Origin of the sequence: Actinosynnema sp. NPDC050436 (genome assembly GCF_040655415.1) — a bacterium.
GTDB lineage: Bacteria > Actinomycetota > Actinomycetes > Mycobacteriales > Pseudonocardiaceae > Actinosynnema.
Window position 1 is genome coordinate 25,687 of the sequence record NZ_JBFAJV010000002.1, and the last position, 13,393, is coordinate 39,079.

At 72.1% G+C, this 13,393-nt stretch carries 11 protein-coding genes; 2 read left to right on the plus strand and 9 right to left on the minus strand.

Features of this window, described 5'->3' with window-relative positions:
* Positions 1-60: 60 nt before the first annotated feature.
* The 3 genes from pglW to AB0I60_RS04305 all read right to left on the minus strand — a co-directional run bounded on the left by pglW (position 61) and on the right by AB0I60_RS04305 (position 5,581).
* The gene (gene pglW / locus AB0I60_RS04295) at positions 61-4,263 is read right to left on the minus strand and encodes a BREX system serine/threonine kinase PglW (RefSeq protein ID WP_360725785.1); all 4,203 of its coding nucleotides are present in this window, start codon (positions 4,261-4,263) and stop codon (positions 61-63) included.
* Between the two features lie 167 nt (positions 4,264-4,430).
* Positions 4,431-4,793, minus strand: coding sequence for a peptidase inhibitor family I36 protein (locus AB0I60_RS04300; RefSeq protein WP_360725786.1), 363 nt, complete (start codon positions 4,791-4,793; stop codon positions 4,431-4,433).
* A 47-nt stretch (positions 4,794-4,840) separates the two neighbouring features.
* Positions 4,841-5,581 carry a DUF72 domain-containing protein gene (locus tag AB0I60_RS04305; protein WP_360725787.1) on the minus strand — a complete coding sequence of 247 codons (741 nt, stop codon included), beginning with the start codon at positions 5,579-5,581 and terminating at the stop codon, positions 4,841-4,843.
* Between the two features lie 44 nt (positions 5,582-5,625).
* Between AB0I60_RS04305 and AB0I60_RS04310 the strand changes: the two genes are divergently transcribed.
* Positions 5,626-6,360: an arylamine N-acetyltransferase gene (locus AB0I60_RS04310; RefSeq protein ID WP_360725788.1), complete on the plus strand. Its 735-nt coding sequence runs from the start codon at positions 5,626-5,628 to the stop codon at positions 6,358-6,360.
* A gap of 16 nt (positions 6,361-6,376) precedes the next feature.
* Here AB0I60_RS04310 and AB0I60_RS04315 read toward each other — a convergent pair whose 3' ends face one another.
* From AB0I60_RS04315 to AB0I60_RS04340, 6 genes are all read right to left on the minus strand, one after another.
* Positions 6,377-7,114 carry a DUF72 domain-containing protein gene (locus AB0I60_RS04315; RefSeq protein ID WP_360725789.1) on the minus strand — a complete coding sequence of 246 codons (738 nt, stop codon included), beginning with the start codon at positions 7,112-7,114 and terminating at the stop codon, positions 6,377-6,379.
* 159 nt (positions 7,115-7,273) lie between these two features.
* Positions 7,274-7,726 (minus strand): hypothetical protein, encoded by a 453-nt coding sequence (locus AB0I60_RS04320; protein ID WP_360725790.1) that lies wholly within the window; start codon positions 7,724-7,726, stop codon positions 7,274-7,276.
* A 145-nt stretch (positions 7,727-7,871) separates the two neighbouring features.
* Positions 7,872-9,983: a 3-hydroxyacyl-CoA dehydrogenase NAD-binding domain-containing protein gene (locus AB0I60_RS04325; protein ID WP_360725791.1), complete on the minus strand. Its 2,112-nt coding sequence runs from the start codon at positions 9,981-9,983 to the stop codon at positions 7,872-7,874.
* Positions 9,980-11,200, minus strand: a complete 1,221-nt coding sequence (locus tag AB0I60_RS04330) for a thiolase family protein (RefSeq protein ID WP_360725792.1) — start codon at positions 11,198-11,200, stop codon at positions 9,980-9,982. Before AB0I60_RS04330 ends, AB0I60_RS04325 begins: the two co-directional genes overlap by 4 nt.
* An 87-nt stretch (positions 11,201-11,287) precedes the next feature.
* On the minus strand, positions 11,288-11,737 hold the full coding sequence (locus AB0I60_RS04335) for an ABA4-like family protein (RefSeq protein ID WP_360725793.1): 450 nt from the start codon (positions 11,735-11,737) through the stop codon (positions 11,288-11,290).
* Positions 11,734-12,630: a hypothetical protein gene (locus AB0I60_RS04340; protein ID WP_360725794.1), complete on the minus strand. Its 897-nt coding sequence runs from the start codon at positions 12,628-12,630 to the stop codon at positions 11,734-11,736. The genes AB0I60_RS04335 and AB0I60_RS04340 overlap by 4 nt, the downstream gene beginning before the upstream one ends.
* An 86-nt stretch (positions 12,631-12,716) precedes the next feature.
* On the opposite strand from AB0I60_RS04340, the gene AB0I60_RS04345 reads away from it, so the two are divergent.
* On the plus strand, positions 12,717-13,391 hold the full coding sequence (locus AB0I60_RS04345; RefSeq protein WP_360725795.1) for a MerR family transcriptional regulator: 675 nt from the start codon (positions 12,717-12,719) through the stop codon (positions 13,389-13,391).
* Positions 13,392-13,393: the final 2 nt, after the last annotated feature.

The following is a 13,393-nucleotide window of genomic DNA, read 5'->3' on the forward strand; positions in this document are numbered from 1 at the left end:
TCGCTGTGCGTGTGCACGAGCGGGCGCGCAGGAGTCACGTGCCAGAGCGGCACGTGACTCTCAGCCCGCTTGCGGGTGCAGTATTCCGGTCGGCGGCCAAGGAGATCGGGCGATGATCCATTCCTCCGGTGAATTCACCCTGATGACGTAACCATTGATGTGAGGGGCCTTCGTCTCGTCTTCCGCCGGGCACAGCAGCACCACCGTGTCCGGACCGGCCGGGCCACCCGCCGTCCGGCCGTAGCGTGCGCGGTCGCAGAGCTTCTCCAGCAGCGCCTGGGCGGCCGGGTAACGACCCAGCGGCGTCAGACCGTCCAGCGCCAGCACGTGGCGGCCCGTCCAGTCCGCTTCCAGCCGCTGGCACGCCTGCTCCACCACCCGGTGGAGGTTGAGTTGGTCGTTGCTGCCCGCCTCCGCCGCGTCCGCGCGCAACACCCGGTCGAAGTCCGGGATGCGCAACTCCCGGGCGACCTCGCGCAGAGCGGCCACGAACGCGGTCGTCGCGTCCACCACGGGCAAGCCGAGGGCGAGTTCCACCGCAGCCCGGGCACGAGCCCACCGCTTGAGCCGGACGGTGACGACGCGGATGCCGCCACGCCGGGCGACGTCGGCCAACCGCGCGTCCACGTCCCCTGCGGCCGTGCCCTCGACCAGGGGGCGGCTCACCGAGCCCGTGGACGACGTCAGGTCCGGTGTGACGGCGGTGAGCCGGGGCTCGGGCGGACCGAATCGCTCGCCGTCCCACCGCACCGAGAAACCTGCTTCGACCAGCAACTCCTTCAGCGCCCGCCCGGTCGGCAGCCGGTCGAGGCCGGGGAACCGGTTGTCGACCCGCCGCTGCACCGCTTCAGCGCTCAGACCGTCCGCCGGCAACCCGGCACCGGCCTGTGACAGGCGCAAGGCCCGCACCGCCGGCAGGTCACGCGGGTACAGCTCCATGCGCACGTTGGACAGAACCGCCCCGGACCCCGCCGCGGCCAAGCGCACCAGCCGCTTCTCGTCGAACGCCTCACCGAACCGCTCCCCGCACGCGGCCAGTTCGCGCACCACGGCGGTCGGCGTGGGCAGGGGGTCCTGCGCGGCGAGAGCGGTCGCCGCGTCCGCCAGAGCGGTGGCCAGGCCGAGCAACGCCTCGTCCGACGGCGTCTCGACCGGCTCGTCCTGGCCGACCTGCAACGCCACCAGCAGGCGGTCGTGGTGCCTGCGCAGCACCAGCCTCCTCTCCTCCCGGATCGAGTCCACCTCGTAGACGGCGCGGAGCACCGCGTACGCGTACGCGGTGCGCAACCCGGGGTCCGTCATGTCGGCGAAGCCGTGCTGGGCGAGCAGCAGCTCGGCGAGTTCCTCTGCGGCGGCCACCCGGCGCAACGACGTCAGCGCGTCGACCACCTCGTCGAGCACGCCTTCCAGCACATCCAGCTCCGACCACGCCTTGCGGCGAGCGGTCAGCACCTGGGCAATGCGCCCCGGCGTCACGTTCGTGCGGTCGGCCACCGCCCGGTTGGTCGGCCACCGGGTGGCGGGCAGCGTTCCGTCCGTGTCCGGCAGTCCCAGCAGCAAGCGGCTGATCGCGGCCTGCGTGTCGTTGCGTCGCTTGGCCGTCGGCAGCAGCAGCGGGACGAGTGCGTCGAGCGGGAGGCGGGCGGGATCCCCGACCTCCGGCAGCGGCAGCGGGCGCATCGCGCTCGGGTCGGACACCAACCGGGTGCGCCACGCGGAAATCCGGTCGAGCAGTTCGGTCCGCGTCTTCCGGCTCAGCCCGCGCGCTCGGCGCACCTCGTTCAGCCGCAGGTCCAGCAGGTCGCCGACCGTGTTCGCGCCCAGCCTGTTCGCCACGGCCACCGCGCGCAAGGTCAAGCCGGCCGCGTCGAGCGCGGTGTCCAGACCCGCCCGTTCGGCGGCTTCCTGCCGCAGCTCGGCCGGGTCGTCCGAACCGGACGACGAGATCGCGGCGGGACCGGTCTCGTCCAGCGCGGTGAACACCTGCCGCCACGCCTCGCGCATCTGCGAGGCGGAGGTGAACCGCTGCTCGGCGTCGCGGTGCAGCGCCTTGCCGAAGAAGGTTCGCAGCGGCTCGCGGAGGCCGGCTTCGAACAGCTCGCTCGCGATCGTGGCCGGGTGGCCGTGGAACTTCGGGTTGGTGCCGTCGTCACCCCACGTCGGCAGTTCCAGGCTGGCCATCTCGTGCAGCGTGACGGCTGCGGCGTACCGCTCGCCGTGTGCGTCGTAGCCCGGCCGCCGGTCGGTGCCGAGGAACGGGTCCAGGTAGCCGCGCGTACCCGCCTGCACGTCGTTCGGCGGTGCGCCCGCCAACGAGAAGTCGAACAGCACCAGGGCCTGCCCGGTCTTCGGGTGACTGCGCAGGCCGAGGTTGTCCGGCTTGATGTCGCGGTGCACGACACCCTTGCGCTCCAGGTAGGACAGCGCGTCGAGCAGTTGGTCCCCGAGCAGTTGGAGCTTGTCCGGCAACAGGGCGCCCTCGTCGCGCAGCACCTGGGCCAGCGAGCGCTCCCCGGCGTAGTCGATCTCGATCGCGTGCCGGCTGCCGAGGGGGAACAGGCTCCGGCGCAGCACGACGATGTGGTCGTGGCGCAGGTGCTCCAGCGAGTGCGCTTCGTCGACCAGCCGGTCTTCCGCCTCGGCCGACCGGGACACCTTCACGACGGTGTCGATGCCGTCGTGGTCGACCAAGTACGCACGGGCGGTCGCGCCGGTCCCCAGCACCTTGCGCACCACGTAGTCGGAGTCCGCGAGGCGCTGGCCGAGGCCGGCGTCCCACGGGTCCTCCCGTTCGGTGCCGGTGACGTCGATCCGGGTGGCGTCGGCCAACTCCTCCAGGAACAGCGCGAGGTCGGGGAACCTGTCGGCCACCACGGGGGTGGTGGCCAGCGCGATCACCGCGTCCAGGTCGTCGGGGATGCTGTCGTCGGCGGCTTGAGGGTGCAGGCCGTCGTGGCCCTGGGCCCGGTCGGCGGGCGCGGCGGGGGCCTGCCCGGTCAGCACCAGGTAAGCGATGGCCCCGACGCCGAAGACGTCGATCGCGACCGTGCCGTCCGGGTCGTCGGTGAAGTCCGGGGCGAGGTAGGGCGTCGCCGCGGACTCGATGTGCGCGGCGGCACCGCTGCTGGGGCGCAGGCGGTGACCGGTGGTCGGCCCGGACAGTCCCCGTGCGGCTGCCTGCCACTCGCCCACCTGGAGTTGCGGCCGGAGCCAGTCACCACCGGTCGGCTGGACGATCACCGCGCGCGGTGACAACGCCCGGTGCACCAGCCTGCGCTCGTGGGCGTAGTTCACCGCCTCGGCGAGCTGTCGCACCAGGTCCAGGCGGGTCGGCAGGTCGAGCGCAGCGTGGTGCTGCGCGATGTAGTGGTCCAACCGGATCGCCTCCGGTTGCTGCTCCAGCAGCAGCGCCGGCCCCAACTCGTGCGCGACGAAGTCGACCGGTCGCAGCAGGCCGGGGTGCCGGATGCCCTGGCAGGCCCGGAACTCGCGCTCCGCCGCAGCCCGGATCGACTCGCGCTTGTCCCGGTCAGCCTCGCGCTCGTAGAGGTAGATCCGCACCCGGCGGTACTCGCCAGGCATGTCCTCCCGGGTCGCGTGGTGGTCCTGCCAGGTGGGGCCGCTCTCGTAGGGGCGCGGCTCGATCTGCCACGCGCCGACGGTGACGCTGCGCCGCGTCGGGTGGATGCCGATGCTCCGGAGCAGGCGGGGCAGCGCGATGAAGAACTCCGGTGGCACGGGCGAGCGGCTGACCTGGCCGGTGAGCAGGTCCGAGCCGATCCTCGCCAGGGGCGTGCCGTGCTCGGGGCCGTAGACCCCGTGCCGCTGCGACTCGCTCAGGCGGCAGTCCAGCCCCGCCTCGGACAGGAACACCGCCGCGGCGACGTACGGCACGTGCACCCCGTCCCGGCGCGCGGCCTGGAGCAGGAGGCTCTTCAGCTCCATGGCCTTCTGGTTCGCCAGTGCCAACGGGTTGTCGAACGTGCGCACCCGACCGTTGGGGCGGTGCTGCACCCAGATGTTGTTCTGGTTGGTCAGCTTGCCCTGGAGGCTCTTGATCTCGATCAGGTGCAGCCCGCTCGGTGTGGTGACCAGCAGGTCGACTTCACGGACGTGCCCGTGCTGGGAGGTGAAGGTGAAGTTCGACCACGCTTCGAACGGGTGGCGGTCCGGGAGCAGTTCGCGGACCTGACGCAGTGCGGCGCGCTCGTGGCCGAACGCCGACTGCGTGATCTCGTGCCACCGCTTCGAATTTTCATCCACTTGGGCTTCGCGCCTCCCTGCCCGCCGATCAGTCCGGCCCATCGTGCCAGGTCCGCGCTCGAACCGGGTCCGTCATCCGAACGGAGGAGGCACAGAGACCCACCGAGCTCGTGCACCTGACCACCGGGGCCGGGCACTTACTCCTGCTGGGTATGCCGAGTCCGACCTCACGGGCCCCAGACCTGGATCGCGCGGACCACGAACGGGGCGTCGGGGACGTAGGTGCCCTTGCCCGGGTAGGTGGTGAACTCCGCCTCGGTGGAGCAGGTGGCCCCTTGGAACACCGAGGCGTCGCGGGTCAGGTTGTTCACGAACGAGCGGGCCACCAGGTCGTCCTTCAGGGGGATGCACTCGTTCGGGTTGGCCGTTTCCAGGTCCAGGCGTTGCAGCGCGCCCGTGTAGTTCGTGCCCGACCACGCGCAGAACTCGCCCCGGTCGCAGGTGGGGGCCGGTTGTTGGGCTGTGGCGGTGCCGCTGGAGACCAGGGCGGCGGTCGTGATCGTCAAGGCGGTCAGCAGGCTCTTCGTCATCGCCGGGCACCTCCGACCCGAATTGTGGGGCGGACCGCCGGGATCGGCTACTCGGGGGCCAGCCGCGCGGCCAGCGCCTTCGCGTCGCGCGGGGCCATCGCCTTGGCGTCGTTGTCGAAGTACGCGTACACGTCGCGGGTCTGCGACCAGGCGCGGATCTTCGCAGCCCACCGGTCCAGGGACTCGTCGGTGTAGCCGCTGGTGTACAGCTCCTCGTCGCCGTGCAGGCGGACGTAGGCGAAGTCGGCGGTGACGGCGTCCAGCTCGATGAACGTCCGCGCCGTGTCCGCGACGACCGACGCGATGCCGTGCTCCTCCAGCAGCGGGAGGAAGCGCGGGTCGCGGAAGGAGTCGTGGCGGACCTCCAGCGCGTGCCTGAGCGGCCTGCCGTCGTGCGCGCGGGGCAGGACCGCGAAGAAGTCGGCGAGCAGGGCCGGGTCGAACCGGAGGGTCGGCGGGAGCTGCCAGAGGAACGGGCCCAGCTTCGGGCCCAGGGTCAGCACCCCCGACTCCAGGAAGCGGGACAGGGCGTCGTGGGGGTCGCGCAGGCGCTTCATGTGGGTGATGAACCGGCTGCCCTTGATGGCGAACACGAAGTCGTCCGGGGTCTGCGCGGACCACTTCCGGAAGCTCTCCGGCTTCTGCAGGGCGTAGAACGTGCCGTTGACCTCCACCGAGTCGAACTCGCCCGCCAGGTGCGCCAGCTCCTGCTCGTGCGGCAGCCCCTTCGGGTAGTACACCCCGCGCCACGGCGGGTACGTCCAGCCGCTCGTGCCGATCCGGATCACAGAACCATTGACCTCCACGGGGGTGCGGGGTGCAAGTTGGCCCCATGGACACCGCCACCGTCGACGCCTACCTGGACCGGATCGGCGCGACCCGCGCCTGCACGCTCGTCGAGCTGCACGAACGCCACCTGGCCTCGGTGCCGTTCGAGAACCTGGACATCCACCTCGGCGAACCCATCGCGCTCACCGGGGACGCGCTGGTCGACAAGGTCGTCCACCGCCGCCGGGGCGGGTTCTGCTACGAGCTCAACGGGGCCTTCGCGGCGCTGCTGACCGCGCTCGGGCACCCGGTGGAGATGTTGTCCGCCAAGGTGTTCGCCGACGGCGTGTTCGGGCCGCCGTTCGACCACCTGGCGCTGCGGGTGGGCGACCTCCTGCTGGACGTGGGGTTCGGGCGGTTCGCCGTGCGACCGCTGGACCTGGCCGACCGGGCCGACCAGACCGATTCGGAGGGGGTGTTCCGGCTGGTCGACACGCCCGAGGGCGACCTCGACGTGCTGCACGGCGGCGTGGTGCAGTACCGGCTGGAGCTGCGGCCCCGCGCGCTGGAGGAGTTCCGGGCGACGTGCTGGTACCAGCAGACGTGGCCGGGGTCGCCGTTCCGGCGCGGGGCCCGGTGCTCGCTGCCGACGCCCGGCGGCCGGGTGACCGTGGCCGGCGACCGGCTGATCGTCACCGAGGGCGACGAGCGGTGGGAACGGGTGCTGGACGACGACGGCATCATCGCGGCGCACGCCGAGCACTTCGGGATCGTGCTCGACCGCGTGCCCCGGCTCTGACGCGACCGAGTGCGGGCTAGGTGAGCAGTGCGGCGAGCGCGCGGGCGTCGTGCGGGGCCGCGCCGTGCATGGTGTTGTCGAAGTAGACGAACACGTCGCGGTCCGCCGACCACGCGCGGACCCTGTCCGCCCACCGGTGCAGCGCCTCGTCGGAGTACTTGCTGACGTACAGCTCGCGGTCGCCGTGCAGGCGGGCGTAGGCGAAGCCCGCCGTCGGCTCGTCGGGTTCCGGGAAGCGGCCCGCCGACTCGGCCGCGACCAGCGCCACGCCGTGGTGGGTCAGCAGGTCGGTCACCTCGGGCACCAGGAACGTGGGGTGCCTGATCTCCAGCGCGTGCCGGACCGGCGGGCCCGGCAGGTGGTCGAGGAACGCGGCCAGCCGGTCGGGCCGGTGCGGGAGCGTCGGCGGCAGCTGCCACAGGATCGGGCCGAGCTTGTCGCGCAGCTCCAGCACGCCGGACCCGAAGAACTCGTCCACCGCGTCGTCGGCGTCGCGTAATCGGCGGAAGTGCGTGATCTCCTTGTGCGCCTTGACCGCGAACACGAAGTCGTCGGGCGTGCGGTCGTACCAGGACTGGTAGTGGGCGGGTTTGTGCAGGCCGTAGAAGGGGCCGTTGAGCTCGACGGTGTTCAGCGTCCGCGACAGGAACTCCAGCTCCAGCCGCTGCTGGAGGCCGCGCGGGTAGAAGTCGCCGCGCCAGCGCGGGTACCGCCAGCCCGAGGTGCCGATCCGAATATCACCCATGGTAGTCAATTGTGCCCGCGTGGGTGACGGTCGAAACGTGACCCGTGCCCGGGGCGGGGGTGGCGCGGTCGTCCCGGTGGCGCCGGACGCCACCGGGACGACCGCTTCGTACCGCCCGGCCTCCCGGCGGTCGGGCGGTCTTCCCGTGGGCGGGAAGTCGGTCCCCCGTCAGAAGCCCGCGCCGTCCAGCGCGCCGGACACCACGCGGTCGACCTTGTCCTGCCGGGGGTCGCGGGCCAGGGCCGCCGTGCACGGGCACTGGGCCAGGTCGTTGCCGCACAGGTAGACGCCCAGGACGCGGAGGCTGCGGGCGGTGTGGCGGAGGCGGGCCGCGCCCCGCAGGCGCACCTGGCCGTAGACGGCCTTCGCGAGCTGGTACGGGGCGCCGGGGCCGAGGTCGACGCACGCCTGGCTGTCCAGCTCCTCCGCCACGTGCGCCAGCGGCCGGCAGCCGCACGCCTTCGCCGAGCGCACCAGGCGCTGGTCGAGCCGGGCGACGAGCCTGCGGGCCACCTCGTCCCGCCAGGCGCGGTCCGCGCGCAGGTAGGCGACCAGTTCGTCCACCCGGACCGGGTCCGGCAGGGGACGTCGGGCGCGGGCTCTTCGGCGGTGCGGCGTCATCACACCAAGATCGACCAAGACCCACCGGTATGAGCATTGCTCACCCGCCTGCCAGGCCGAGACACACGCTCGGGTGACGGGCTCGTAACGCAGTGCGCCCGGCCCTCCCGTGGGGGAGGACCGGGCGCACGACGAACCACGCAGGTCAGGCCGGTACGGAGGCCACGCCGGGGGCGAGGAACCGCTTGCCCGTCACCTTCTCGGAGATACCCGACCGGTCGAGGTACGGGGTGATGCCGCCGAGCCAGAACGGCCAGCCGGCACCGAGGATCATGCACAGGTCGATGTCCTGCGCCTCGGCGACCACGCCCTCGTCGAGCATCAGCCGGATCTCCTCGGCCAGCGCCTCCAGCGCCCGCGCCTTGACCTCCTCACCGGTCAGCGGTTCGTCGCCGAACTGCCACAGCGCCTGCACCTCGGGGTCGACGGTCTGCTTGCCGGCGCTGTCCCACTGCCACACGGCGTTCTTGCCCGCCGCGACGAACGCCTTCATGTTCTCCGACACGCCGAACCGGTCGGGGAACGCGCCGTGCATGGTCTCCGCGACGTGCAGCGCGACCGGTGCGCCGACGAGCTGGAGCAGCACCAGCGGCGACATCGGCAGGCCGAGCGGCTCGGTCGCCCGGTCGGCCACCTCGAACGGCGTGCCCTCGTCGACGGACTTCACGACCTCGCCCATGAAGCGGGTCAGCAGCCGGTTCACCACGAACGCGGGCGCGTCCTTGACCAGCACGGACGACTTCTTCAACTGCTTGCCCACGGCGAACGCGGTGGCCAGGGTCGCGTCGTCGGTCTGCCCGGCGCGGACGATCTCCAGCAGCGGCATGATCGCCACCGGGTTGAAGAAGTGGAAGCCCACGACCCGCTCGGGGTGCTTGAGGCCGGCGGCCATGTCGGTGATCGACAGCGACGAGGTGTTGGTGGCGAGCACCGCCTCGGGCGAGACGAACTGCTCGACCTCGGCGAACACCTTGCGCTTGACGTCCAGGTCCTCGAACACGGCCTCGATGACGAAGTCCGCGTCCGCGAACGCCGCCTTGTCCAGCGACCCGGTCACCAGCGCCTTGAGCCGGTTGGCCTTGTCCGGCGACACCCGGCCCTTGCCCAGCAGCTTGTCGACCTCGCCGTGCACGTAGCCGACGCCCTTGTCCACCCGCGCCTGGTCGACGTCGGTCAGCACGACCGGCACCTCCAGCCGGCGGGCGAACAGCAGCGCCATCTGCGAGGCCATCAGGCCCGCGCCGACGATGCCGACCTTGGTGACCTTGCGCGCCAGCGACCGGTCCGGTGCGCCCGCCGGCCGCTTGGCCCGCTTCTGCACCAGGTTGAACGAGTACAAACCGGCCCGCAGCTCGTCGCTCATGACGACGTCGGCCAGCGCCTCGGTCTCGGCGGCGTAGCCCGCGTCCAAGTCGTTGGCGCGCGCCAGTTCCAGCAGTTCCAGCGCCTTCAACGCGCCCGGCGCGGCACCCTTGGTCTTGCCCTCGACGATCGCGCGGGCGCGGGCCACGGCGGCGTCCCACGCCTCGCCCCGGTCGATCTCGCGGCGGGCGGGCGTCACGTCGCCGCGCACGACCGAGGCCAGCCACCGCAGCGACTGCTCCAGGTAGTCCGCCGAGTCGAACAGGACGTCCGCGATGCCCAGGTCGAGCGCCTGCTTCGGGGACAGCATCCGGTTCTGGTTCAACGCGTTCTCGAAGATCACGGTGACCGCGTCGTGCGCGCCGATCAGGTTCGGCAGCAGCTGCGTGCCGCCCCAGCCGGGGAACAGGCCGAGGAAGACCTCGGGCAGCGCGATGGCCGCCGCGTTGGACGCCAGCGTCCGGTAGTGGCAGGACAGCGCCAGTTCCAGGCCGCCGCCCATGACCGCGCCGTTGACGAACGCGAAGGTCGGCACGGTCGACTCGGTGAACTTGCGGAACACGTCGTGGCCGAGCCGGCCGATCGCGAGCGCCTGCTCCCGGCCGGACGCGTTCTCCACGGCGCTCAGGTCCGCGCCCACCGCGAAGACGAACGGCTTGCCGGTCACCGCGATGGCGGCGGGCGACGCGGCGACGGCCTCGTCGAACGCCGCGCCCAGGCTCACCAGCGACTGCGGGCCGAAGGTGGACGGGCGGGTGTGGTCGTGGCCGTTGTCGAGGGTGATCAGGGCGACCTGCCCGGTCACGCCCGGCACGGTCACCAGCCGCGTGCGGGCGTGCGTCACGACCTCGTCGGGGAAGAGGGCCTTGGCCTCGTCGGCGGTCAGCGCGGTCACTTGGCGTCTCCGTTCCAGTGGGGGTTCTCCCAGATGACCGTGCCGCCCATGCCGATGCCGATGCACATGGTGGTGATGCCGTAGCGCACGTCCGGGCGCTCGGCGAACTGGCGGGAGAGCTGGGTCATCAGCCGCACGCCGGACGAGGCGAGCGGGTGGCCGGTGGCGATCGCGCCGCCCCACTGGTTGACCCGGGGGTCGTCGTCGGCGATGCCGAAGTGGTCGAGGAAGGCGAGCACCTGCACGGCGAACGCCTCGTTGATCTCGAACAGGCCGATGTCGTCGATGGTCAGCCCGGCGCGCTTGAGCGCCTTCTCCGTGGCGGGCACCGGTCCGACGCCCATGACCTCGGGCTCGACGCCCAGGAACGAGTAGCCGACCAGCCGCATCCCGACCGGCAGGCCCAGCTCGCGGGCGGTCTCCTCGTCGGCCAGGATGCAGCCGGTCGCGCCGTCGTTGAGGCCCGCCGCGTTGCCCGCGGTGACCCGGCCGTGCGGGCGGAACGGGGTCTTGAGCTTGGCCAGGTCCTCGACGGTGGTGCCGGGGCGCGGCGGCTCGTCGGCGGTGGCCAGGCCCCAGCCGTGCTCGGCGGACCGGGTGGCGACCGGCACCAGCTCCGGGCCGATCTTGCCGTTCTTCACCGCGTCGGCGTACTTGGCCTGGGACGCCGCCGCGTAGGCGTCGGCGCGCTCCTTGGTGATGGCCGGGAACCGGTCGTGCAGGTTCTCCGCCGTGGAGCCCATGACCAGGGCGGAGGGGTCCACGATCTTGTCGGACAGGAACCTCGGGTTGGGGTCGACGCCCTCGCCCATCGGGTGCCGGCCCATGTGCTCGACGCCGCCGGCGACGACCACGTCGTACGCGCCGAAGGCGATGCCGCTCGCGGCGGTGGTGACGGCGGTCATCGCGCCCGCGCACATCCGGTCGACGGCGTAGCCGGGCACGGACTTGGGCAGGCCCGCCAGCAGCGCGGCGGTGCGGCCGATGGTGAGGCCCTGGTCGCCGATCTGGGTGGTGGCCGCGATGGCGACCTCGTCCACCCGCTCCGGCGGCAGCTCGGGGTGACGCCGCAGCAGTTCGCGGATCACCTTGACCACCAGGTCGTCGGCACGCGTCTCCGCGAAGATTCCCTTGGGGCCGGCCTTGCCGAACGGCGTGCGCACGCCGTCCACGAAGACCACGTTCCGAACGCGTGCCGGCGCTACTGGTGCGGCCACGGCGTCTCCTCCACTTGTGGTGACGGTTCGATCCACCGGCCGGGGGACGCGACTCCTACCGATCGGTAACCCCAACTCTAGCCCAGGTTACTCGTCGGTAACCACCGTGGTCGCCCTGTCGGGTGTGTCACAGAACGCCCGGACGGCCAGGAACAGCGCGAACCCGAACGGCGAGAGGACGATCGTGAACAGCAGCAGCGGTCCCATCAGCAGCGGGTGCAGGCCCACCCGGCGGCTCTCCCGGTACATCCAGGCCCCGACCAGCAGGTCCCACGCGAGCACCTGCGCCCACACCGCCGACGTGCCCCACGCCGTGGTCAGGAACTCCCTCACCCCGTCCAGGTCCGGATCGCTCATCGTCGCCCACAACTCGGGCAGGTGTCCGACGACCAGTGCCGTGTACACGGCCAGCGGCGGCACGGCGATCAGCGGCGACGACGCGATGCGCGCCGTCGTGCGCCACTTCGGCGCGAAGATCATCAGGCCCCAGAACGGGACGGTCAGCCAGAACGCGAGGTCGAACAGGAACCCGGTCACGCGGCCACGACCTCCTTCGCGGCCGGCGCCGGCGCCGGACGTGCCCGCAGTGCCCACCACCCGGCGGCGCCCGTCGCCACCACCAGGCCGAGCAGTGCCAGCAGGGTCGTGCCGTCCGGGCGGAACAGCGGCTGGCCGCGCAGCGCCTGCCACAGCACCAGCGCCACCAGGCCCGCGTAGGACAGCGCCAGCACCCACACCAGCCTGGGGTTCGCGCGCCGGCCGAACGCCGTGGTGAGCAGCGGGACGACCTGGAGGGCGTGGATGCCGACGAAGTGCGGCACCCGCAGGTCGCCGCCGGCCGTGCTCCAGCCGGTGACCGGCAGGTACGGGCCGCCGTCGGGCAGGCCGACGGTGTGCGCGCCCACGATGCCCGGCACGTCGGTGGGCCCGGTCATCAGCGCGCCCAGGGCGAGCCCGACCAGGCCGAGCACCAGGCCCAGCCGGATCGCCAGGCCGGCCGTGCGGTCGGTGAACCGCGACCGGAGCAGCGCGGCGGCGATCAGCGCGTGCATCACCCACACCACCGCGATGGTCACGCCCATGACCTGGAAGAGGGTCGCGTCGAACGGGGTCAGCGCGTTGAAGTGGCTCTGCCTGCCGCGCACGACCTGGCCGACCACGATCACCATTTCGAGGGTGCCCGCGACCGCGACGACCGTGCCCGCCCACCACGTGGTGCGCCGCAGCCGGGTGGTGAAGGTGAGCATCCAGGCCAGGGTCACCCCGTAGAGGGCGAGGGAGACGCCGAACTTGAACGGCTTGAACCAGATCGGGGACCCCACCAGAATGCGGTCGTCCAGCACCAGGCCGAGCAGCGAGACGAGGGTGACGGCGGTCATGAGCAGGGTGAACAGCGCCAGTGGCGGGTGCTGCCTGAGGAAGCGGGGCACGGTCGGCTCCTAGTTGTGGATAGCAACACTTTCTACTATCGGATAGCTACAGTATCCATACTGAGAGCCGTCTCAGGAAGAGGGCCATGCGCATCGCTGAGCTGAGCCGCCGGACCGGCGTGCCCGTGCCGACGATCAAGTACTACCTGCGGGAGGGCCTGCTGCCCGCCGGTGAGCTGACCAGCCCCAACCAGGCCCGGTACGGGGAGGCGCACCTGCACCGGCTGCGGCTGGTGCGCGCGCTGGTCGAGGTCGGCGGGCTGTCCATCGCGGCCGTGCGCGACGTGCTGGGCGCGCTGGAGGACCCGGAGAAGTCCCTGCACAAGGCGATGGGGACGGTGGAGACCGCCGTCGCCGGCACCGGGGCGACCACGGACGACGAGGTGGCCCACGAGCAGGCGCGCGAGTTCGTCACCCGGCAGGGGTGGGGCTACCGGCCCCGGTCCGACGCGTTCCAGTCGCTGGTGTCGGTGCTGGCCACCGCGCGGGACATCGGCCTGGACTCGTTCCCGGCGCAGCTCGACGGGTACGCGCGGGCGGGCACCGCCCTGGCCGCGCAGGACCTGGACTACGTGCTGTCCGCGCCCACCAAGGACGCGGCAATGGAGGTCGTCGCGGTGGGGACGGTCCTGGGCGACGCGGCGCTGGCCGCCGTGCGCCGCCTCGCGCGCCGCGAGATGTCCGTGCGGCGCGACCGGGGCGAGCGGGAGCCGGGCGGCCCCGGGTCGCCCGAGCGGGAGTGCGCCGACGACGACAGGTGAAC